The following is a 20,478-nucleotide window of genomic DNA, read 5'->3' as shown; positions in this document are numbered from 1 at the left end:
GCGTCATACCCGTTCAATGATCCGGTCGCCGAACAGGCCGGACGGACGGATGTAGAGGAAGATCAAGGCAAGGAAATAGGCGAACCAGGGCGTGATGCCGCCACCAATCAGCGGGCCGATATACGCCTCGGCGAGGTTCTCGGCGGCACCGACGATCAGGCCGCCGACGATGGCCCCGCCAATCGAGGTGAAACCTCCGATGATCAGCACCGGCAGTGCCTTGAGCACCACCAGCGAGAGCGAGAACTGCACACCCTGGCGCGCGCCCCAGAGCAGCCCGGCGACCAGCCCGACCACCCCGGCCACGGCCCAGACGATCTGCCAGATGCGGTTGAGGTTGATGCCCAGCGACAGCGCCGCCCGGGTATCGTCGGCCACGGCGCGCAGGGCCACACCGATGCGAGTCTTGTTGAACAGCAAGGCCAGCACCGCCACCGTCAGCGCCGACACCCCGGCGGCGATCAGGTCGAACTGGCTGACCATGATCTCGCCGACGAACAGCGGGACGTCCTCGATGCCCAGGTCCAGTGCCCGCACCTGGGCGCCCATCAGTCCTTGGGCCAGGCCCTCGATGATGAACGACAGGCCGAGGGTGGCCATGAACAGGGTAATCTGCGAGCGGTTGACCAACGGCCGCAACACCAGGCGCTCGATCAGCAGCGCGCCAACGATCATCACCAACACCGTCAGGAGCAGCGCCAGGGCAAAGGACAGGCCCTGGTCGCGCAAGCTGACGAAGGTCAGCGCGGCGAACAACAGCATGGCGCCCTGGGCAAAATTGAACACGCCGCTGGCCTTGTAGATCAGCACGAAACCGATGGCCACCAACGAATACAAGGTGCCGGCCAGCAACCCGCCGATCAGGGTTTCCAAAAAGAAATTCATGGGCGAGGCGTCCCCAGGTAGGCAACGATCACATCGGGATTGGCCTGGACCTCGGCCGGCGAGCCGTCGCCGACCTTGCGGCCGTAGTCCAGCACCACCACATGGCTGGACAAGCCCATGACCACTTGGATGTCGTGCTCGATGAGAATCACCGTGGTGCCAAGATCACGATTGATATCGGCGATGAAGCGGCTCATGTCCTGCTTCTCCTCGGCGTTCATGCCGGCCATCGGCTCGTCGAGCAACAGCAGGGTCGGCTGCGCGATCAATGCCCGGCCCAGCTCCACGCGTTTCTGCAGGCCGTAGGCCAGGCTGCCCACGGCGACGTCGCGCCAGGCCTGTAGCTCAAGGAACTCCAGCACCTGTTCGGCACGCTCGGCGAAAGCCCGGGCCTCGCGCCGGGCACGTGGCAAACCCAGGGCCTGTTCGAGAAAAAACGTCCGCTGGAAACGCGACAGACCGGTGAGCAGGTTATCCACCACGCTCATTTTCTTGAACAACGCATTGTTCTGGAACGTCCGGCCAATACCGAGCCGGGCCGCCTTCAACGGATGCGGGCGGCGCAACGGTTCGGCGGCGAAGAACAACTGGCCGGCGTCGGCCCGGTAGACCCCGTTGAGAATGTTCAGCAGCGAACTCTTGCCCGCGCCGTTCGGCCCGATCAGCGCGCAGATCTCGCCAAGCTTGACGCTGAACGAAAGATCGGAAATCGCTTTCACACCCCGGAACGACAGCGACACGTTACGCACCTCCAGCAGCGCACTCATGCCGCTCGCTCCAGGTATTGCTGCAACCGCGCCGAACCTTGCCGCACGGGGTCCGCGTGTGCGCTCGGCACCTCGATCCGACGCAGCCGCTGGAAGCCGAGCAGGTGCCGTACCCGCGCCTTGAGCCAGCGGCGCAGGCCACGTCGCGGATCATCCAGGGTCCATTCGCACAGGCGTCGTCGCCAACTGCCTGCCAGCGGCAGGCGCGCTTCGATTTCCGCCGCCAGCGATTCGACTCGCGTAGCGGACAACAGCAAGGCGGTTGGGGCGATCTCGCGGCGATCGCGGCTGGCTGACTCGCGGGTTTCCGGAAACGCCAGGCCTTCGCCGCCCTCCAGCCAGCGGCTGAACACGTGGGCCAGGCCATCGCGCCATTCGGTGCCTTCATCGACCCACACCACCGAGTCCCCGGCGACCTGGCCCCAGCCCTGGCGCTGAGCTGTGGGTGCCTCGGTGACAAACAGCACCGACAGCGACCGCACCTGCCACAGGCCGCGACTCGCCGCGTTGGCCTGGGCCGAATACAGCTGCAGTGGCCACGCCTCGTCCAAGCCGCACTGCAACCAGTGCGACACGTTTTCGCGGCGCTGGACAAAGGCGAACGCTGGACGGGCCAGGCGCAGCTGACGCTGTAGATCCTCACCACGGCTGTCGCGGTCGATCACCACGTTGTGCCCACCCGATTGGCGCGCGGCCAATGCCAGGATCAGCAGGCTGGGCTCGAACGCACCGCTCAGCGCCAGTCGCGCGCCCGGGGCAAAGCCCTGCTGGCGCAAGCCATCGCAGACACGCTCGACCTCGCGCTGCACATCGATCCAACGCCAGGCCTTCCAGATGCCGAGGCGTCGATGGCGCAGGGCGATCTGCGTCGGTCGTTCCCTGGCCCAGCGGTGCAAGGCTGCCAGGGCGCTGTCGGTCACGCTGTCGGGCAGCGACGAATTGAGCTCGTAGACACTCATCGGCTTACTCCTCGCCAACCAAGGCCGGCTCAGGGAGGCGGGAGCGCCGGGCCAGGCGACTCAAGTCCCTAAAGCCTGCGCCCGGGTGGTTGGCGGGCAGCCGCGGGCCATCGCCGAACAGCTTGTCCCGCAGGGTGCCCGGGCGGTATTGGGTCTTGTACGCACCGCGCCGTTGCAACTCGGGCACCAGCAGCTCAACCACATCGCTGAAGGTTTCATGGGCCAGGGCGTAGGCCAGGTTGAAGCCGTCCACATCGGTGTCCTCGACCCACGCCTGCAACTCGTCGGCCACGGTTTGCGCACTGCCAACAATCAACGGGCCGAAGCCGCCGATGCCGACCCAATCGGCCAACTCCTGGACGGTCCACTGCTTGTCCGGGTCGGCGGTGGAAAAGGTTTCCACGGCCGATTGGATAGCGTTGGTATGGATGTGCTTGAGCACCTGGTCGGGTCGGTACTGACCGAAGTCGATGCCGGTCCAGCCGGAGATCAGCGCCAGCGCGCCCTCGTAGCTGCTGTAGGATTTCAGTTCGCGCCATTTGGCCTGCGCCTTGGTGTCGGTCTCATCGACGATCACCGTCTGCAGGTTGAAGATCAGCACCTTGCGCGGATCGCGCCCGGCCTCGGCAGCGCGTTGGCGTATATCGGCCACGGTCTTCTTCAGGATCACCTTGGACGGCGCCGCAACGAACACACATTCGGCATGCCCGGCGGCGAAGTCCTTGCCACGACTCGACGCCCCCGCTTGATAGAGCACCGGCGTGCGCTGCGGCGACGGTTCGCAGAGGTGGATGCCCGGCACCTGGAAGTGCTTGCCCTGGTGACGGATCTCGTGGACCTTGCTCGGGTCGCTGAAAACGCCGCGCTCACGGTCGCGTAGCACCGCACCCTCCTCCCAACTGCCTTCGAACAACTTGTAGAGCACCTCCAGGTATTCGTCGGCGTAGTCATAGCGCGCATCGTGATCGCTGAGTGCCGCCTGCCCGAGGTTCCGCGCCCCGCTGTCGAGATAAGAGGTGACGATGTTCCAACCGATGCGCCCCTTGGTCAGGTGATCCAGCGTGGACAGGCGGCGGGCGAAGGGGTAAGGGTGCTCGAAGGTCAGCGAGGCCGTGAGGCCGAAGCCCAAGTGTTCGGTCACCAGGGCCATCGGCGTGATCAATGCCAGCGGATCGTTGACCGGCACCTGGGTCGCTTGACGGATGGCAGCATCGCCATTGCCACCGAGCACATCGTAGATGCCGATCACATCGGCAATGAAAATACCGTCGAACTTGCCACGCTCCAGCAGCTTGGCCAGGTCGGTCCAATAATCCAGGTCCTTGTACTGCCAGGCGCGGTCCTTGGGATGCCTCCAGAGACCGGGCGACTGGTGACCGACACAGTTCATCTCGAAAGCATTGAAACGAATTTCACGGGGCATGGGGACTCCTGCTCGATAGGCTCGGCACCCTTTCCCGGTGCCTCTCACTGCTCTATCAACACGATTCGTGCCAAGTGATAATTCGTTTATTTACAATAAGTTAGACGCACGTTTGATCAACGGAAATGCCTGCATGGGGACACCTTGTTGATCAACTGTCCGGTGGCAGACAGTGCGTCTTCACGCCATGGGATGGATCAGGTATTCGGTGAGTGTCGCCGCACAGGCAACGATGCCTTCATGGAGCACCATTTCAAAGCCATGGGTATTTTCCGTTGGAATGGCGATGCACCCCGCTCGCGCGGCCACTCCCGCACTCATGATCGCACTCGCATCGGAGGCGAAATCGACCAGGAGCGCAACTTGTGGGTGATAGCCCGAGCGCTGTGCAGCCTTGACCAGGGCATCCACGACAGAGCGGGTGTAATAACCCTTTTGATCCCCCGTGTTGATAATCGGGTCTGCCGATAACACCGTTCCATACTCCTCCAATACCGGGCCCACCTCGACCGCGATGGTGGTGTCACCCGGCACGCGGGCCGCGGCGTAGAGCGCACCGGCGTTGGACTCTTCCTCAAGCGTCGTGCAGACAAACCAGACATCTTGCTTGAGCGCGTGCCTTTTGTTTTTCAGCTGCTGCGCGGTGGTGATTACGGCCGCCAGGGGCGCCCGGTCATCGAGGAAGTGGGCGGCGACCGTGTCTTTCACCTGGAACGGCTGGCGCCAGTGCCGGCTGAGCACCACGCGCACGCCGGGCCGGACTCCGGCGGCGGTCAGCTCCTCCTGGGAACAGCGGGTGATGACATGGACATCGCTCCACTGCACCGCCCCTGACAGCACATCCCGCCCCTGGGCGGAGCCGCCGGTGTTGTGCATGGAACCATAAGACAGTACGCCGGGCAGGCATTGGTTATCGCCGAGTATGTCGACCGGACAAACGCCAAAACAGATGGGCTGGGCACCGCCCAGCGCCACGACTTCCAAGTTACCGTCGGGCCTTGTTTTCTTCACGATCATGGCAATTTCATCGAGGTGCGCCATGACCCTGATGGGCTGTGCTTGCGAAGACTCATCCGACGCCTTGATCAGTCCCCGGATGTTGCCGGCCTCGTCGACAACGACCTCATCGCAGTGCTTGCCCAGTTCCCTGAGACATATTTCCCGGACTTCATCTTCCTGCCCGCCGGGGCCGCGGGCCAGAAGCAATTCTTCGAGCAAAGACTGAATACTCATTGGAGGCATCAGACAGGTTCCCGTCACGACCGTTGAACAGCGTAGACCCCACCCGCTTCCCGTCCGTTCAAATCGGTATTCCCTCGGTCATGACAGGTCAATCCAGCCCCGAACGGAACGTTTCGATCTTGAGTCCGAATCGATTCATCTTGTTGTACAAACCACCGCGCGACACGTTCAACCGTTGGGCAGCCAGGCGGATGTTTCCGCGCGTCTCCTTGAGGGCGGCAATGATCGCGTTCATTTCATGGGTGCCCAGGTCCGGCGCCGTCCGCGGTTCTGGCACACTTGCCCAGATCGAGGGTCGCCCGCGCTGCCTGATTTCCAACGCAAGGTCACTCGGCTGGATCAGTTCGGTCATTGCCAGGTTCGTCGCCCGTTCAATGACGTTTTCCAGCTCACGGACATTGCCCGGCCAGTGATAGGCACCCAGCAAATCCAGCGCCGCTGGCGAAACGTCCTGCATCGTCTTGCGCAGCGACCGGGCACAACGCGCGAGAAAATGCCGCGCCAGCAACGGCACATCCTCGCGACGCATCCGCAATGGCGGCACCGTCAGGTTCAGCACGTTGAGCCGGTAGTAAAGGTCCTCGCGAAAAGCCCCCTCGGCCACCGCCTGGCTCAGGTTGCGGTGGGTGGCAGCGATGATGCGCACGTTGACCCGCAGCGATTTTTTCGCACCCACCCGTGTCACCTCACCCTCCTGCAGGACACGCAGCAAGCTGACCTGCGCATCGAAGGACATGTCACCGATTTCGTCGAGGAAGATCGTCCCACCGTCGGCCAGTTCGAACTTGCCGGCCGACCCACCGCGAGCCGACCCGGTGAAAGCGCCTTCGACATGACCGAACAGCTCGCTTTGCACCAGGTCTCGCGGAATCGCGCCGCAATTGACCGCCACGAAAGGCCCGCCACGACGATCGCTGGCGTTATGGATGGCCTGGGCGAACAGCTCCTTGCCCGTGCCGCTCTCGCCGAGGATCAGCGTGGTCGAATCACTGCGACTGGCAATCCGCGCCAAGTGCATTGCATCCTGGATCGCCTGCGAGCGGCCCAGGATGGTTTCGAAGGTGTAGCTGGCCTGGGTGCCGATGATCCGCCGGGTGATTTCCCGGATGCGTCGGTTCTCGCGCAACGAAACGATCCGCCCGCCTTGCGCCAGCGGGCAGACCGACACCAGGCAAGCCAGATGGCTGCGATCATGCAGTTCAAAGGTACAGTCCAAGTCACGCACCCCGTCACCGCTCCCGAGCAGGACCGCATCGGTCAACTCGCTCTGCCCCAGGCTCTGGAACGGACTGCCGAGCAGGTCATGGCCGACGCGAAACAACTGTCGGGCGTAATGGTTGAGCGCCTTGATGCAGCCGCGCTCATCCAATACCACCAAGCCCTCGTTGAGCACCTCAAGCACGGTCTGTTGTTCTTCCAGCAAGGCCTGCAGGGTCATCTGCCTGGAGACAGCTTCAGCCGCGGCCTGGACGGTGCCCAGCGTATGAAAGTGAAACCAGCCTGGCTCGGCCGTCAAGGTCAACATGCCCAGGGTCCGGCCCTGGCCATCGCGAATAGGCGCGGCGGCGCAATGCATGCGGCGCTGGCGCAGGCCAAGCCCGAAATTCTCCTCGGCCAACACATACACCAAGCGGTCTTCGACGATTGCCAACCCGGTGCAATTGGTGCCCTGCACTGACTCCAGCAGTCGACTGCCAATGGGAGTGAGGTCCAGGCCGCAGAAGTACAACGTGGTGCCTTCGGCATCGGTCAGGTTGATATGGCCCCTGGGGTTATAGGCGAGCAAACCGCGCATGACTTGCGCCGCCGCAGCGATCAGTTCCCGGTTGGCAGCCAGTGTCGCGGTCAGGTCGGCGGGCGCGACAAAACGGTACGCGCCGTCTTCCGGATCGAGGCCGGCACTGACGCTGCGCAACCAGGATTCCCAGATCACCCGGCGGATCCCGACTGGGCGCTCGGCCTGCCCTTGCCAGCACGCTCGCCAGGCCTCCTCCAGCGCCGTGCCCGGCCCGTCGTTCAACGACGCTGGGCCAAGCGTGGTGAGGTAATCGCGGTCTTCGTCGCTCAATGCTAGGGGTTGCTGATCCATGGTTCGGCCACATGTTCATATTTTCGACATGTCAGTATAGACATGTCATCGACATGAACATTGATTCAAATAAAAACCATTAAATATCAATAAGTTAACTATTGGCACAGCACTTGCTCCCTGCATGAACAGACGAGGACATTCTTGCCGCCGAGTCGTAAAAACAATAAAGGGAGTCATATTCATGAGCACATCCAAGACCCTCCGCCTGGGCCTCATCGGTGCCGGCCGCATGGGCAGTTTCCACGGCCTGACCGCCGCCCGGCACATCCCTGGCGCGTGCCTCGCCGCCATCGCCGACCCTACCCCCGGCCAAGCCGCACGCCTGGCGGCAGAACTGGACGTGCAGAAGGTCTATACCGATCCACAGCAGTTGCTGGATGACCCGGACATCGACGCCGTGCTGATTGCCGCGCCGGCGCGCAGCCATGCCGAGCTGGTGATCAGCGCGGCCCGGGCCGGCAAAAGCGTGTTCTGTGAAAAACCGATGGCCATCACCCTGGACGAAGCGGACCGCGCCATCGCCGCCGCTGCCGATGCACAAGTGACGCTACAAGTCGGCTTCAACCGACGTTTTGCCAAAAGCTTTCGCACCGCTCATCTGGATGTGATGGCCGGCCGGATCGGTACGCCGCAACTGCTGCGCTCACTGACCCGAGACCCGGCCCTGAACAACCCGGCCGCGTCGCCGCAATGGGTGATCTTCCTCGAAACCCTGATCCATGATTTCGATACCCTGCGCTACCTGAACCCGGGCGCCGAGGCGGTTGAAGTCTTTGTGATGGCCGATGCCCTGATCGCCCCCGCCTACAAGGACAAAGGTTTTCTCGACACCGCGGTGGTCACGATCCGCTTCGACAATGGCGCCATCGCCACCGCCGAGGCCAATTTCCAGGCCGTGTATGGCTACGATGTCCGCGGCGAAGTGTTCGGCAGCGCCGGCATGCTGACCATGGGCAACGTCAACGATTGCGACTTGCTGCGGTACCTGGCCAATGGTGTGCAGGCCGACACCCAGCGCATGGACACCGACTTGCTGCGTGATGCCTACGTGGCCGAACTCAATCACTTCGCCAGTTGTGTGCGCAGCGGCGAAAAACCCCTGGCCAGCGGTGAAGAGGCCCGGGCAGCACTGGCCATTGCCCGCGCCTGTATCGAGTCCTTCCAACAGGGCAAGACGGTGCGCGTGCAAGGAGCGCTGTCATGAGTTTCATCCCATTCAAACTGGCGATCAGCGCCGAGATGGTCTTCCTCGACCTGCCTTTTACCGAACGGGTCAGACGCATCCACGCGCTGGGCTTCAGCGTCGAGATATGGAACTGGGCGACCAAGGACATCCAGGCCCTCGTGGCGACGGGCGCGGACTTCACCTCTATGACCGGCTACCTGTCGGGCAACCTGACTGACCCCGACGATATCCGACAGTTGCTCGACAGCGCCCAGGAATCCCTGGCCGTCGCCGCTCAATTGGGTTGCCCAAGCCTGAACCTGCACGGCACCGGCCTGGGCGATCAGGGCTTGCCGGTCAAACCCGTGGCCCAGACCACCGGCCGCATGTGGTTGAGCGCCTGCAAGACGCTGGAAAAAATCGCTCGCCTGGGGGAAGACGCGGGCCGGGTATTCCTGCTGGAAAACCTCAACACCGAGGTCGACCACCCGGGCACGCCTTTCGCCCGCGCTGACGATACCCTGGCGCTGATCGAGGCCGTGGGCAGCCCGCACTTGAAGATGAACCTGGACCTCTATCATGCCCAGATCGGCGAAGGAAACCTGATCGAACTGATCCAGCGCGCCGGCAGCGCCATCGGCGAAATCCAAGTGGCCGACGTCCCGGGGCGCAAAGAGCCCGGCACCGGTGAAATCCACTACCCCGCGATTGCCAAGGCCTTGTTCGGCATGGGATACAGCGGTGTCGTCGGCCTGGAAGGCTGGGCCAGCGGTGACAGCGAGGTCGCGCTCGAGCGTTTCCGGCAGGCCTTCACGCTTGATGGATAAAGCCCCGACGCACTCAACATGTGCGGCAGATTTTCAGTTCTTGGTGACGTTTCAACCCATAACAACAAAAGGATAACCATCATGCGTCGTTGCACACTGCTTTTCGCCACCCTGCTGTTGCTGTTCAGCCAATGGGCCGCCGCCGACTATCGCATCGGCGTCAGCATCGCCAGGGTCGACGACAACTTCATGACCTACGTACGTAACGGCCTGGACGAGGCCGCGAAAAAGGAAAACGTGCAAATCCAGTTCGAAGACGCCCAGGGCGATGTGGTGCGCCAACTCAACCAGGTCCAGGGGTTCATCAACCAGCAAGTGGACGCGGTCATTGTCCTGCCGGTGGACACCTCCGCCACCGCCAACATCACCCGTGCCGCGGTCGATGCGAAAACGCCGCTGGTCTACGTCAACCGCCATCCGGACGAGCGCACCTTGCCCAAAGGCGTCGTCACCGTGGCCTCCAATGACATCGAGGCCGGACAACTGCAAATGCGCTACCTGGCCGAAAAACTCGGCGGCAAGGGCAACCTGGCGATCATCATGGGCGACCTGGCGCAAAACGCTACCCACGACCGCACCGAAGGCGTCAAACAGGTGCTCAAGGATTATCCCGGGATCAAGATCGTCGAGCAGCAAAGTGCCGAGTGGCAGCGCAACAAAGGGATGGACCTGACCAGCAACTGGTTATTGGCCGGGAGTCGTTTCGATGCCATCGTCGCCAACAACGACGAGATGGCCATCGGTGCAGCGATGGCCTTGCAGCAGGCCGGCAAAACCAAGGGCGAGGTTGCGATTGTCGGCATCGACGGCTTGCCGGACGGCCTGGCGGCGATCAAGCGCGGGATGTTGGTCGCCTCGGTATTCCAGGACCCCAAGGCCCAGGCGACCAGCGCGGTGCAGGCAGCCCTCAAGATGATCAAGGGCGAGCCGGTGGAAACGGACGTCTGGGTGCCCTTCCAGTTGATCAAGCCTGAGCAGTTGGCAGTGTTCGAGCAACATTACAAATAACCGGCGACTTGATACATCGCCATGACGCTGGCAAGGGGGGCAATACACTGCCCCTCATCAGCCCCACCTGCGCATTCCCGATATTTAGCTTGACGATTGAGATGACGATCATCATATTTGAAGAATATTACGATCATCATGTGGATATCAACTCGACGGCGGCTTCGCGAATTGAAGTCGGCGCGTTGGGCATCAGCGTTTTGTCCACGTCAATCACATGCGCAGGAAATGACGTATGCAAGCCCGAACTTCATTGGCGATTGCCGGTACGCAACACACCTCCAGCCAACCGTTGACCGGCAGAATCGTCGCGCTGCTCGCCGGCCTGGCGGCGATCAGCATGCTCTCCACCAACATCATCCTTCCGGCGTTCGCGGCGATCGGTGAAGACCTGGGCGTGACCGCTCGCGAGCTCGGCCTGACGCTGTCCAGCTTCTTCATCACCTTCGCCTTGGGCCAACTGGTGGTCGGGCCACTGGCCGACCGCTACGGACGCCAGAAGCTGGTCCTGGGCGGGCTGTCGGTGTTCGTTGTCGGCACCGTCATCGCCGGCTTTGCCAGCACCCTCGACGTCCTGATCGCCGGACGCGTCGTGCAAGCACTGGGCGTGTGCGCAGCCTCGGTATTGTCGCGGGCCATTGCCCGGGATCTGTTCGAAGGCGAGACGCTCGCCCGCGCCCTGTCGCTGACAATGATCGCCACGGCCGCGGCACCGGGCTTTTCGCCGCTGGCCGGCAGTGTCCTGGCCGTCACGCTCGGCTGGCGTGCCATCTTCATCCTGGTGGGACTGGCCGCTGTTGCACTGGCGTTTTTCTACGTGCGCGACCTGGGGGAAACCCATCCCGCCGATCGCCGCGCACCCCACTCGGCCAGGAGCGTGGTACTCGCCTATTGCCGACTGGCAGTGGATAAGCGCTTCATCCTCCCGGCCCTGTCCATGGGCCTGCTGCTGAGCGGCCTGTTCGCCTCGTTCGCGGCGGCGCCCGCCATCCTGATGCAAGGCCTCGGCCTGACGTCGGTGCAGACCGGTTTGTACTTCGCCTCGACGGTCTTTGTGGTGTTCGCCGCCGGCATGGCGGCGCCGCGCCTGGCCCATCGTCTTGGCGCCCGGATCGTCACGCTGCTGGGCATAACCTGCGCCATGATGGGAGGCGGCCTGCTTCTGGTCGGTCCGACCGAGCCCGGGCTGTGGTGGTATGCCCTTTCGATGGTCACGTTCCTTTGGGGCATGGGCCTGGCCAATCCACTGGGCACGGCCATTACCATGGGCCCTTTCGGCAAGGAAGCCGGGATGGCCTCCGCCCTGCTGGGGTTTCTTTCCATGGGGGCGGCTGCGCTGGCCACCTGGCTGGCCTCGGTCTTGAGCTTCGCGCCGATGACCACGCTGGGTGGGATTCAGGCGACGGCCTGCCTGGTCGCGCTGGTGTTGTTTCTGCTGCGAGGCAAGATTTGATCACGGCCAAACACGTCACAGGCAACGATCAATACACGGGCCAGGTTTCGACAATCTTCCCCCCGCGCACGGCCAGCAAATCGCCAAATTGCAGCAGCACGGATTCGGTCTGGGTTGGCCTTAAAAATACCTGGTCTTCGACATTCAGCCCTACCGTCGGCGAGCCGTTGACCATTTCCTGGTTGGAACTGCGACCGTAGAGCTCGTTACTTTGCAGCCCTGGGGGAGACTCGAACTCGGCCATCCAGTTGCCGCCGTAGATGAAGAATGTCCCGCGCTGATTCGGGTCCCACCAGGAGAACAATCGGGACTTGCCATCCAGGGCGGGGAAATTCACCGGGCCGGTGCTCTTCAACACGGGCGTTGCGATAAAGGCCGCCGGCACATGCTCGGCCAGGGATGGCAGGTCGTAGTGGGTCGGCTTGAGGAACGCCGTTCCCACCGAGACTTCGCTGCTCAAGCGTTCCTGTTCATGCATGCGGTAGCTGGGGCTGCCGGCGGTATTGAGCGTGAGCCCATCATGCCAAAGCGCCGGGAAATGCTCCCGCACGTACTTCACATGACCGTTGTAAATGACCATCACCTGGTCGAACAAGGCCTGGGACGAACCGAGGACCCGGGGCACGCCCATGCCGACAAACGGGTCATACCCCATGAAGCCTGCAAATTCGAGATGCTGCCCATGGGTGCTGATCAGCGTCAGCATCTCGCCGAGCACTGCTTGATCAGACACGCCGCCGCGGTGCAGGCCGACATCCAGCTCGATATTGACCCGCATCCGAATGCCCAGGCCCTGGGCCAATGCCCGGTAATCCATCAGCCGCTGCGGAGTGTCGAGCAGCCATTGCAATTGCCTGGCAGGGTCGAAGGCGCCTTTGTGGGTTTGATAGAACAACTCGGCCGAGCGTACCGGCAGGGGCTTGCCGAGCAAGATGTCAGACTCGGGAAAGGTCAGCGCATCGCGGTTGAGGAACGGCTGGTGAAACGACATCAGCCGCCGGGTATCGGTGCGTTTGGCGATATACGCCAGCAGCCCCGGTGACGGCAGGGATTTTTCCACCAGACGCAAGTGTTTACCGGCACGTTTGACCGATTGCATGACCACATTGATGTTGTGATCGAGCAGGTCGAGGTCAATCAGCATCACGGGCCGCATCGGCCCATGGGTCTTGAGCTCCTGATTCAACGCGCGGAAGTAATCGTTGTAGGGACCGCCCCGGTCGCCCGGCCGCAACAGCGCCCCCGCCCCTGCCATCAAGGCCCCCACTCCCGCGGTACCGAGCATAAAGGTTCTACGGTTCATCAGCCCCCCTCCACGTGCGCAATCAGGTGCACGTTACGGCAGCGCTGCGCCATCGTTGAGGTTATGCGGGGCCAGAAAGGGGGCTTTAGCGGCCATGCTTTGCCGATGCCCAAGAGCGGTGCCCTCCTTGGAGAGCGGCAACGACTGGCGCGATACGTTTTATGAGCCCCCTGGGCTTTTTCCAAAGATACCCCGTTGGCATATTCACCTGCGCAATGGCAAGCTTGCGACCGCAGCCCAGCCGCCCATGCCGCCGTTCATGGCTGATGCCCGTTGCCATTCACCTCGGGTACCCATCGACTTTTACTCAACTGAGCAAGGATGTCCTCATGAAAATTTCTCTTGGTCTCGTCGCCCTGGCCGGGTGCCTGTCCACCGCCCCTGTCTTGGCTGCCACCCCGAGCCACAGCGACCTGTTCAAGGCCCTGGCGCAGTGCCAGGCCAGTGCGCAGCAGGTCAGCGAATTCAACGGCCTGGTGGACGCCGAGCAAGTGTCGCTCGCCAAGGATGAAGCACACACCCCGTGGGGCGGTGGCGCTTGGCAGGCCACTGCGGCGCTGTCAGTGCACGGCGTGTCGTCGACCACCCTGGTGATGACCGACCGCTTCAGCTTCTTCCTCCAGGCCAAGAGCAGCAGCCCGAAGGCCGATGCAGAAAAACTCGCCAGCGCCCTGAAACTGGAAAAGACCCTGGATACCGACGGCTACGTGGACTACCAGCGCAACCTCGACAACGGCGCGACCCTGCGGGTGGTCTCCACCGAAAACAAGGACAGCGACCTTTATGTGGGTTGCACCTATCAGCAGGACGCTTCCTGAGACCAAGCGGCCTCGACAAAGCCTTCCCTGTCGTAACCCGGATCTAATGTGGGAGCGAGCCTGCTCGCGATGAGGCCTTCCCCGCTGGCTTCATTGCCTGACCCAACGCCATCGCGAGCAGGCTCGCTCCCACAGGGGGATCTCAGTCGTCGTTAAACGACGCTGCTGCATCCCTTTCACCCGGCGGACCGGGCCTTTGCAGTGTGGAACAGTTCGAGCCATGGCCCGGTCCGTCGAGTTGGGCCTCGACGAAGGCAAATGCATCGTCCAATGAACCATGCAGCACCCCGTCATGCCCCAGGCCTTCATACGTCCGCCAGGTGACCGGGTTGCCAGCGGCACACAACGCCGCGGCGACCGCATACTGGCGCACGGGCGTGATCGTTTGATCAGCCAGGCCGGTGGCGATGAATAACGGGAACCCAATCGATGCCTGTGGCATGTCGGTCGAGGGGATGCGCACCGCCTTCAACGCCTCGGGGGAAATGGTCAGAAGCTCGGCAAACGAATCGATCTGCAACGCTTTGGATTTGCGGGCAATGTCGCGGCTGCAGCCCTCCCGGGCAACACTTAGCAGTTCAAGGCCTTTGGTCGTCAGGATGTCCTCTACCCGTGGCCCGTCCTCGCGCAAGCCGCCGGACGCCAATGCCAGGAACAGCGTATTGGACTGGCGCGGCGGCAACGCAATGGGACCATGGGGAAATGTGCTGTTCGGGGCCGTGACTACTGCGCCGCGGATAGCCAACTCCGGCGCATAACCACCGGCCAGGATCGCCGCGCCCAACGCCGCCCCTCCTCCCTGGGATTGCCCGGCCAGAACCATGCGATTGGCAATCAGGCCAGGCCTGATGGAACGCGCAGCGCGAATCGCATCCAGGACAGAGCGTCCCTCGGCCTGCCAGAACGTATAGGGATGCGGCCCTGGCCCTCCCAGGCCTTGGTAATCGGTGGCGACCACCGCGAACCCGCGCGCCAGCCAACGATTGATATACGCCCCATCACGCTCGCGCCATCCAGCCCAGGACGGTGCGCAGGCGTCGGCAATCCCCAGCGTTCCGTGGGCCCAGGCCAGCAACGGCCAGCCTTGCGGCGGTGGCTGCCCAGCCGGCAAGTACAACGCCCCGCTGACCGGAACGAGTCCGGAGTGCCAGCGCTCGTCGGTGGAGCTGTAGAGCAGGCGCAACACCTGCCCGGCGGCGGGCATCTGCGGCGGCACCGCCAGCGTCTCGCTTCGCAGCAGCACACCGGGCAGCGCGGGCATTGCTTCAGGCCAGCGATAAAACGCCGACAGCTCCCTGTCTCCCGCGTCAGGACCGACGGGGAGCGTGCCTGCCGCCGAGGCGTTGGCCGTCATGACGCTGAATATCCCGAGGCAGATCCGCGCAAAATTCGCGATACGAAACAGGTTCATGGGAAGTTCGCCTGAGCGCAAAGTGCCCTGCGCAAAGCGCTGCCCTGCGCACCGATCACATTGCGCACGACCGGCGCCACCTCATTGAATCGGACAAACCCGTGGGTCATGTTCGCAAGCACTTGCAGGTGTGTCGCCACGCCTGCGCGTTCCAACCGATCCGCCAGCTCCCGGTTTTCATCCAGCAACGGGTCCAGTTCGCCCACCAGCAATCGCACGGGTGGCAGGCCGGCCAAGTCAGCGATGATCGGCTGTACCCGCCAGTCATCCTCATCTTCGACCAGGTAACTCGCCCAGTAGGCGCTCATGGTCTCGACCGACAGATTCTGCCCCCCATACCCACCCAGCCTTCGCCAGGAATCGGAGCCCAGGTCGCGCGAGTAACTGCCATAGAACAGCAGCAACTGCCGCAGCCCATCAAACCCTGCATCCCGTAGCGCAACTGCAGCGCCCAAGGCCAGGTTGGCACCTGCCGAATCCCCGCCCAAGGCATAACCGCGCACGGGGGAATCGGTGATTGCCCCGAGCCTGATCACCCGGCTGACGATCGACACCACTTCGTTGAACGCCACCGGAAAACGATATTCCGGCGACAACGCATAGTCGATGGACAGCACCGCCAGGCCACTGTCACGCACCAGTTGGCGCAGCGGTGCATCCCAGCCGGCAAGCGAACCGTGACGGAATCCTCCGCCATGGCAGTAGAACATCAAGCAAGGCGTCTCATCGCCCTCCGGCCAATAGAGCTTGCAGGGCACCGTTCGGCCATCGACAGCAAAACCCAAGGTGCGCTCATAGGACAGCGGCACGCTGCGGCGCGCCGCCCAGGCATCAATCCGTTCCAGTTGCGCCCGGACACGTTGCACGTCCCCCTGGACAACCGGTAGCAGCCCTTGTTCGCGCAGCGTCGTGGCCACGGCCACCAGGTCAGGGTGAACCGGCGGCGGTGAACCCGCCGCCCCGCTTGCAACGCAACTCATGGCCGGGGGTCCTCACCGGTTCCAAGTGCGTCCAGCAGGATGAACGCCCATTGAGCCCCGTGCATGTCTCGGTCCTGCAAGGCGCCCTGAACCACTGGACGCGGCAGGCTGATCTTGATCACGTTCAACGCCTCGATGGGAAAAATGCTGATCGACTGCGCAGGCCTGCGGAACAGCTTGGCAATCGCGGGGGCTTGCAACTTTGGCTCCGCGGCCATCTGCGCGAAGGTGTCCGTGTCCTTGCAGAACACATCGATGGTCAGGGAAAACGGTCCGGCATTCTTGGAGCGGATCTCATAACCCAATGTTTGAAGTGTGTTCATCTCACGCGCCCTCGACTGTCTTGATAGCAAACCGGAAAGGTGCCAACGGATCCGCCACGACCATCACATGACTGAGCACGAACTCATGCACCACGCCCCGGTCCATCGAGGCCGGCGAGAAAGGAAACGCGTGGGTGGGCAGGTCTTTGTCGCCGGGCAACGGAAAGTGCAGCAGGTAAGGATTGAGCAGCGCGACCATGTCCTGGGTGCGCTCGGCGGTCGCCGACGTCGCGATGGCCATGACGCCGATTTCCACGGGCGTGCCCACCCGTGACTCAAGCGATCCCAACGCTGAATCCTTGCCGATGGCGCGGAACTGCAAGTCATAGTCATCGGCGCCGATGCCCAGGTGCTTTTCGATCCGCTGACGCATGACCGAATCCAGATAGGCCAGCCACTCATCGAAGCGCTCGACGTATTCCGGATCCCGGACAATGCTCATGACCACCGATTGGAAGCCGCACGGCGCCGCCCCCTCCAACTTGACGGTGTAGTCTTCGCTTGGCGTCCAGACCGAACCTTCGACTCGCACGGTCTGTTCGTCCAACGCGGTGTAGACCGCCCTCTCCACGTGCAGTACGCCGCCGGGCTCGACGAGTACGTGGGGGTTGCTGTTTTCATACAGCATGTGCGCCATGACCGAACGCGGGGTGAGCCGGGCGCCCTCACCAATGGCCTTGATGGTGAATCCCGTGTCGTCGATCGCGGCCATTACCACCGCGTTGGCGGGCGTGGTCGTGCAGGACGCGCCGCACTCCAGGATCTTTCCGGCATGCCAGGCGGCGCCCTGATGGGCCCCGCGCAGGATGGGCAGCGAAGCCATCACCGCCGTGTCGGTGGAACGCCCTGCCAGGATGATGTCCGCGCCGTCTTCAAGCGCATGAATGAAGGGCTCTACGCCCATCAGCGCGACAATGCGCGAGCAGCGTTCGACCAAGGCATCGTCGATGTGATCGAGTTGCAAGGGTCTGATGCGTCCCTGCGCCAACGCTTGTTTCACCACGCTTGCCGGTTGCTCGCTGTAGACGCTCGCGATGCGCACGGCCTGACCGAGTTCGGCGGCGATTTCCTCGCACAGACCGCGCATCAGGTCGACCCCTGCGTCGGAACCACAGGTGCCGCAACTGCCGATAATCAGCGGGATGCCCAGTTCCGCCCGCGCCTGCATGAACACACGCAACTCGGCCCGCAGTATCGAGGCCGAAGCCTTGGTCGTGCCGGTGCCGAGGTAATGGGGACCAGAGTCGGTAGACCCCGCGTCCATTGCAATCACGTCCGGTCGTTCCAGCAGCGCCTGGTCAAACGCCGCCCGTGGGAAACCGGTGCCAATGGCGCCCGTTGGCGTCAGCACTTTAATCGGGGTATTCATGGATTCTCCTTCAAGTCTGTAGAGCGACGTCCGTCAGCGATGACGCAATGGCCAGGCGGGCTACGCCCCTCCAGTACAGCCACCGCACATTGAGCGGCAATCAGATTGGTACGATTGAGTCCCTCGACCGTGGAGGCGCCGACATGGGGCGTCACGATCACGTTGGGGAGTTGGATGAGTTGTTCAGTCACCGCCGAAAGCACCGGCTCCGACTCGCTTTCGAATACGTCGAGCCCTGCCCCGGCCAACCGGTTTTCCCGCAGGGCCCACAGCAGATCCGCATCCCGCACCAGCCCACCCCTCGCGGTATTGATCAGCACCGCGGAAGGCTTCATCCGCTTCAGCGCACGGCTATCGATCAGCCCATGGGTGTGGCGGTTGAGCGGTGCATGGAGGGTGATGAAATCGCTTTCCTCGAGCAGCGTTTCCAGGTCGACAAAACAACTTCGGGGGATACCCTCGACCTCTGCGTTGTCTGGATGAGGGGTGTAGATCAGCGGCTTGACTTCGAACCCGGACAAGCGCTGCAGTACACCCCGGCCAATCCGGCCCAAGCCGACAACGCCAACGGTCTTGCGGTACAAATCGCCTCCCAAGGGAATCGACCAGTCATTGGCCGACAACCCCAACTGGCAGCGTTTGAGCTGACGGCACACGGCGAGCATCAACGCCACGGTGTGGTCTGCGACGCTGGCGTCGTTACCGCCGATGGCGATGGTCGCCACCTTCCCTGCCGCCGCCACCGCCGCCGTATCGACCCGCTCGTAGCCCACACCACGACGGGCGATGACTTGCAGGCGCGGGAGCCCGCTCAGCAGGCTCGACGTAACGTTCGCGTGGCCGACGATCCAACCGTCGGCGTCTTCCAGGAGATCGAGCAACTGGCGTTCGCCCAGGTCGCCATCCGCTTGCCCCTGAGCCAGTTGCGCAATAACAACATTACAGCCGTGGCTCTTCAGGAAGTGCACGGTTTTTGCATCGAAAAACCGCTGTGTAACCACTAGGGTGTGGCGAGGTTTAGACATCTCTGGCCTCTCGATATATGTCCGGCAATCAAAATGCGTAATCCAGGTACACCCGGGCTTCCGAGCCAGTCACGACGTTGTCGGGTTGGGCGGACACCAAGGCGACAAAGTCCTGGTCGATTCGGTAATCGATGTAAATCAAACCCACGGAAAGTCCGGCATATTCCTTTTCGTCGAAGCGATAATAAAGACGGTATTCGTTCTGCCGTTCGCGCACGTCGGTGCGTCGGCCACTGAAAGGGTCCGTGGCGTCAAACTCACCTTGCTTGTAAATGGTCATGACTTTAAAACCGTCCAGCGAAGCGCCTAATAACGAATGTCCGCTCAAGTCATATTCGGCGCCTATTTGCCAGGTGCGTTCGCCGTCGTTATTAAAGTCGTTTCCGGAACGTGTCCAGGCGTCCATCTTGCCGTCGACGTTATCGCCATGATCGAAATAGGCGTAGCCCAGTTGTCCGTTGGTCAACTCGGCTTTTGTCTCGGAAAATGAAACGCCCAAGCGAAGCTTATCGAGCAATAAACCCACATTGATGTTCAGCCACGTCGCGTCATCGTCATAAGCGGCCTCGCCGGCCTGCCAATCGCGCTCCCAGATTCGCCCGGCTTTTTCAAATTCATAATATTGAGTGTCCAATACAATGCCGGCTTTATCGCCGAGGGGGGCTTTCAGGGTCAGACCATAACGGGTGTTCTCATTGAAGTCCCGCGATACACCATGGTCATAACCCAGTTCGATGGCCTTCAAATCGTATTTAATGCCGTAGGTGTAAAGGTCCTTTATTTCCTCGCCCGACTGGCTCAGCAGGTGTTCGAAGTCTTCCCGGTCCCGAGGAGACGTGCGGTTGATGTAGGCGGTTTCAAACCCCAACGTACCGGGCAGCGGGCCGATGCCCATCTCGGTGAAGTTCAGGTGGGCCCGGCCTCCTTGATAGGATCCCGGCACAATCCGAGTGTCGAGCGTGACCAACGTCCCCGCATCGAACCGGCCCCGGCCTATTTGCGAATCGGCGTTCCAGCCGTCGCCCTCGTAACGCAACTTGAAATAACCCTGGCCGACTTTTGCAAAGCCACCGTTAGTGCCATCGGTGTCGTCGAACAAATCCCGCCCATTGTCTTTGGAGTCGATCATCGCCACGCCATACAACGAGGCATCAAACCCTACAACGCCGGCCCAGTAACTGGAGTTATAGTCGAGGATCGCACCAACCCCTGTCCCGCCCAACTCGGCGCCGTCCGGAAAACCACCAAAACGATCTTCGATCAAATCGTTGGATATCCGCGTATTGATATACATCGAGCGAAGATAAGCATTCAACTTGCCTTCATGCTGGAACCTGTCGGGATTACTGATGGTTGCCGCAAGACAAACATCAGACACAAACAATGTCGACAGCAACGTCATAGCGACGGCGTTAATCGATTTCATCG

18 protein-coding genes are annotated in these 20,478 nt (G+C 62.3%); 5 read left to right on the top strand and 13 right to left on the bottom strand.

Translation table 11 applies throughout. The features are described 5' to 3' along the window. Positions 1-3 precede the first annotated feature (3 nt). The 6 genes from ACIPQ1_RS03030 to ACIPQ1_RS03005 all read right to left on the bottom strand — a co-directional run bounded on the left by ACIPQ1_RS03030 (position 4) and on the right by ACIPQ1_RS03005 (position 7,365). Positions 4-885 carry a branched-chain amino acid ABC transporter permease gene (locus ACIPQ1_RS03030; RefSeq protein ID WP_446533565.1) on the bottom strand — a complete coding sequence of 294 codons (882 nt, stop codon included), beginning with the start codon at positions 883-885 and terminating at the stop codon, positions 4-6. Continuing rightward, positions 882-1,652, bottom strand: coding sequence for an ABC transporter ATP-binding protein (locus tag ACIPQ1_RS03025; RefSeq protein ID WP_446533564.1), 771 nt, complete (start codon positions 1,650-1,652; stop codon positions 882-884). The genes ACIPQ1_RS03030 and ACIPQ1_RS03025 overlap by 4 nt, the downstream gene beginning before the upstream one ends. After that, entirely contained in the window at positions 1,649-2,611 is a 963-nt protein-coding gene (locus tag ACIPQ1_RS03020) for an AMP-binding protein (RefSeq protein ID WP_446533563.1), read from the bottom strand. Before ACIPQ1_RS03020 ends, ACIPQ1_RS03025 begins: the two co-directional genes overlap by 4 nt. A gap of 4 nt (positions 2,612-2,615) precedes the next feature. Beyond that, positions 2,616-4,034, bottom strand: a complete 1,419-nt coding sequence (locus ACIPQ1_RS03015) for an LLM class flavin-dependent oxidoreductase (protein WP_446533562.1) — start codon at positions 4,032-4,034, stop codon at positions 2,616-2,618. A gap of 180 nt (positions 4,035-4,214) precedes the next feature. Further along, positions 4,215-5,267, bottom strand: a complete 1,053-nt coding sequence (locus ACIPQ1_RS03010; protein ID WP_446533561.1) for a M28 family peptidase — start codon at positions 5,265-5,267, stop codon at positions 4,215-4,217. Between the two features lie 97 nt (positions 5,268-5,364). Continuing rightward, positions 5,365-7,365 carry a sigma-54 interaction domain-containing protein gene (locus ACIPQ1_RS03005; protein WP_446533560.1) on the bottom strand — a complete coding sequence of 667 codons (2,001 nt, stop codon included), beginning with the start codon at positions 7,363-7,365 and terminating at the stop codon, positions 5,365-5,367. 184 nt (positions 7,366-7,549) lie between these two features. On the opposite strand from ACIPQ1_RS03005, the gene ACIPQ1_RS03000 reads away from it, so the two are divergent. The 4 genes from ACIPQ1_RS03000 (at position 7,550) to ACIPQ1_RS02985 (ending at position 11,821) form a co-directional block, all read left to right on the top strand. After that, complete coding sequence (locus ACIPQ1_RS03000) at positions 7,550-8,572, top strand: Gfo/Idh/MocA family oxidoreductase (protein WP_446533559.1); 1,023 nt, start codon at positions 7,550-7,552, stop codon at positions 8,570-8,572. Next, positions 8,569-9,360: a TIM barrel protein gene (locus tag ACIPQ1_RS02995; RefSeq protein ID WP_446533558.1), complete on the top strand. Its 792-nt coding sequence runs from the start codon at positions 8,569-8,571 to the stop codon at positions 9,358-9,360. The genes ACIPQ1_RS03000 and ACIPQ1_RS02995 overlap by 4 nt, the downstream gene beginning before the upstream one ends. A gap of 81 nt (positions 9,361-9,441) precedes the next feature. Next, positions 9,442-10,368, top strand: a complete 927-nt coding sequence (locus ACIPQ1_RS02990; RefSeq protein WP_446533557.1) for a sugar ABC transporter substrate-binding protein — start codon at positions 9,442-9,444, stop codon at positions 10,366-10,368. A 235-nt stretch (positions 10,369-10,603) separates the two neighbouring features. Next, complete coding sequence (locus tag ACIPQ1_RS02985) at positions 10,604-11,821, top strand: multidrug effflux MFS transporter (RefSeq protein WP_411387269.1); 1,218 nt, start codon at positions 10,604-10,606, stop codon at positions 11,819-11,821. A gap of 28 nt (positions 11,822-11,849) precedes the next feature. On the opposite strand, the gene ACIPQ1_RS02980 is transcribed toward ACIPQ1_RS02985, so the two are convergent. Next, positions 11,850-13,055, bottom strand: coding sequence for a DSD1 family PLP-dependent enzyme (locus ACIPQ1_RS02980; RefSeq protein WP_411387497.1), 1,206 nt, complete (start codon positions 13,053-13,055; stop codon positions 11,850-11,852). Positions 13,056-13,453: 398 nt separating this feature from the next. Here ACIPQ1_RS02980 and ACIPQ1_RS02975 point away from each other — a divergent pair, with 398 nt between their 5' ends. Then, entirely contained in the window at positions 13,454-13,942 is a 489-nt protein-coding gene (locus tag ACIPQ1_RS02975; RefSeq protein ID WP_446533556.1) for a hypothetical protein, read from the top strand. 142 nt (positions 13,943-14,084) lie between these two features. Here ACIPQ1_RS02975 and ACIPQ1_RS02970 read toward each other — a convergent pair whose 3' ends face one another. Genes ACIPQ1_RS02970 through ACIPQ1_RS02945 form a run of 6 tightly spaced genes read right to left on the bottom strand, consistent with a single transcriptional unit; the run spans position 14,085 to position 20,476 of the window. Continuing rightward, positions 14,085-15,353, bottom strand: a complete 1,269-nt coding sequence (locus ACIPQ1_RS02970; RefSeq protein ID WP_411387267.1) for a lipase family protein — start codon at positions 15,351-15,353, stop codon at positions 14,085-14,087. Beyond that, on the bottom strand, positions 15,350-16,333 hold the full coding sequence (locus ACIPQ1_RS02965) for an alpha/beta hydrolase fold domain-containing protein (protein ID WP_250961433.1): 984 nt from the start codon (positions 16,331-16,333) through the stop codon (positions 15,350-15,352). The genes ACIPQ1_RS02970 and ACIPQ1_RS02965 overlap by 4 nt, the downstream gene beginning before the upstream one ends. Then, entirely contained in the window at positions 16,330-16,656 is a 327-nt protein-coding gene (locus tag ACIPQ1_RS02960; RefSeq protein WP_411387266.1) for a DUF4387 family protein, read from the bottom strand. Before ACIPQ1_RS02960 ends, ACIPQ1_RS02965 begins: the two co-directional genes overlap by 4 nt. A gap of 1 nt (position 16,657) precedes the next feature. Next, a complete protein-coding gene (locus ACIPQ1_RS02955) occupies positions 16,658-18,025 on the bottom strand; it encodes an acyclic terpene utilization AtuA family protein (RefSeq protein ID WP_250961435.1) in 1,368 nt (455 codons plus the stop codon). Further along, positions 18,022-19,050: a phosphoglycerate dehydrogenase gene (locus ACIPQ1_RS02950; RefSeq protein WP_446533555.1), complete on the bottom strand. Its 1,029-nt coding sequence runs from the start codon at positions 19,048-19,050 to the stop codon at positions 18,022-18,024. The genes ACIPQ1_RS02955 and ACIPQ1_RS02950 overlap by 4 nt, the downstream gene beginning before the upstream one ends. A 28-nt stretch (positions 19,051-19,078) precedes the next feature. After that, positions 19,079-20,476, bottom strand: a complete 1,398-nt coding sequence (locus tag ACIPQ1_RS02945) for an OprD family outer membrane porin (RefSeq protein ID WP_411387264.1) — start codon at positions 20,474-20,476, stop codon at positions 19,079-19,081. Positions 20,477-20,478: the final 2 nt, after the last annotated feature.

The sequence above is a fragment of the Pseudomonas sp. LARHCG127 genome, from assembly GCF_052871455.1.
The sequence above is the reverse complement of the archived record's forward strand: the minus strand, read 5'-3'. Positions and strand labels throughout refer to the sequence as shown.

What these genes read in the sequence shown, in the direction of transcription:
- ACIPQ1_RS03030 (WP_446533565.1), bottom strand. Translation starts at nt 885, where the DNA reads ATGAATTTCTTTTTGGAAACCCTGATCGGCGGGTTGCTGGCCGGCACC.
- ACIPQ1_RS03025 (WP_446533564.1), bottom strand. Translation starts at nt 1,652, where the DNA reads ATGAGTGCGCTGCTGGAGGTGCGTAACGTGTCGCTGTCGTTCCGGGGT.
- ACIPQ1_RS03020 (WP_446533563.1), bottom strand. Translation starts at nt 2,611, where the DNA reads ATGAGTGTCTACGAGCTCAATTCGTCGCTGCCCGACAGCGTGACCGAC.
- ACIPQ1_RS03015 (WP_446533562.1), bottom strand. Translation starts at nt 4,034, where the DNA reads ATGCCCCGTGAAATTCGTTTCAATGCTTTCGAGATGAACTGTGTCGGT.
- ACIPQ1_RS03010 (WP_446533561.1), bottom strand. Translation starts at nt 5,267, where the DNA reads ATGAGTATTCAGTCTTTGCTCGAAGAATTGCTTCTGGCCCGCGGCCCC.
- ACIPQ1_RS03005 (WP_446533560.1), bottom strand. Translation starts at nt 7,365, where the DNA reads ATGGATCAGCAACCCCTAGCATTGAGCGACGAAGACCGCGATTACCTC.
- ACIPQ1_RS03000 (WP_446533559.1), top strand. Translation starts at nt 7,550, where the DNA reads ATGAGCACATCCAAGACCCTCCGCCTGGGCCTCATCGGTGCCGGCCGC.
- ACIPQ1_RS02995 (WP_446533558.1), top strand. Translation starts at nt 8,569, where the DNA reads ATGAGTTTCATCCCATTCAAACTGGCGATCAGCGCCGAGATGGTCTTC.
- ACIPQ1_RS02990 (WP_446533557.1), top strand. Translation starts at nt 9,442, where the DNA reads ATGCGTCGTTGCACACTGCTTTTCGCCACCCTGCTGTTGCTGTTCAGC.
- ACIPQ1_RS02985 (WP_411387269.1), top strand. Translation starts at nt 10,604, where the DNA reads ATGCAAGCCCGAACTTCATTGGCGATTGCCGGTACGCAACACACCTCC.
- ACIPQ1_RS02975 (WP_446533556.1), top strand. Translation starts at nt 13,454, where the DNA reads ATGAAAATTTCTCTTGGTCTCGTCGCCCTGGCCGGGTGCCTGTCCACC.
- ACIPQ1_RS02970 (WP_411387267.1), bottom strand. Translation starts at nt 15,353, where the DNA reads ATGAACCTGTTTCGTATCGCGAATTTTGCGCGGATCTGCCTCGGGATA.
- ACIPQ1_RS02965 (WP_250961433.1), bottom strand. Translation starts at nt 16,333, where the DNA reads ATGAGTTGCGTTGCAAGCGGGGCGGCGGGTTCACCGCCGCCGGTTCAC.
- ACIPQ1_RS02960 (WP_411387266.1), bottom strand. Translation starts at nt 16,656, where the DNA reads ATGAACACACTTCAAACATTGGGTTATGAGATCCGCTCCAAGAATGCC.
- ACIPQ1_RS02955 (WP_250961435.1), bottom strand. Translation starts at nt 18,025, where the DNA reads ATGAATACCCCGATTAAAGTGCTGACGCCAACGGGCGCCATTGGCACC.
- ACIPQ1_RS02950 (WP_446533555.1), bottom strand. Translation starts at nt 19,050, where the DNA reads ATGTCTAAACCTCGCCACACCCTAGTGGTTACACAGCGGTTTTTCGAT.
- ACIPQ1_RS02945 (WP_411387264.1), bottom strand. Translation starts at nt 20,476, where the DNA reads ATGAAATCGATTAACGCCGTCGCTATGACGTTGCTGTCGACATTGTTT.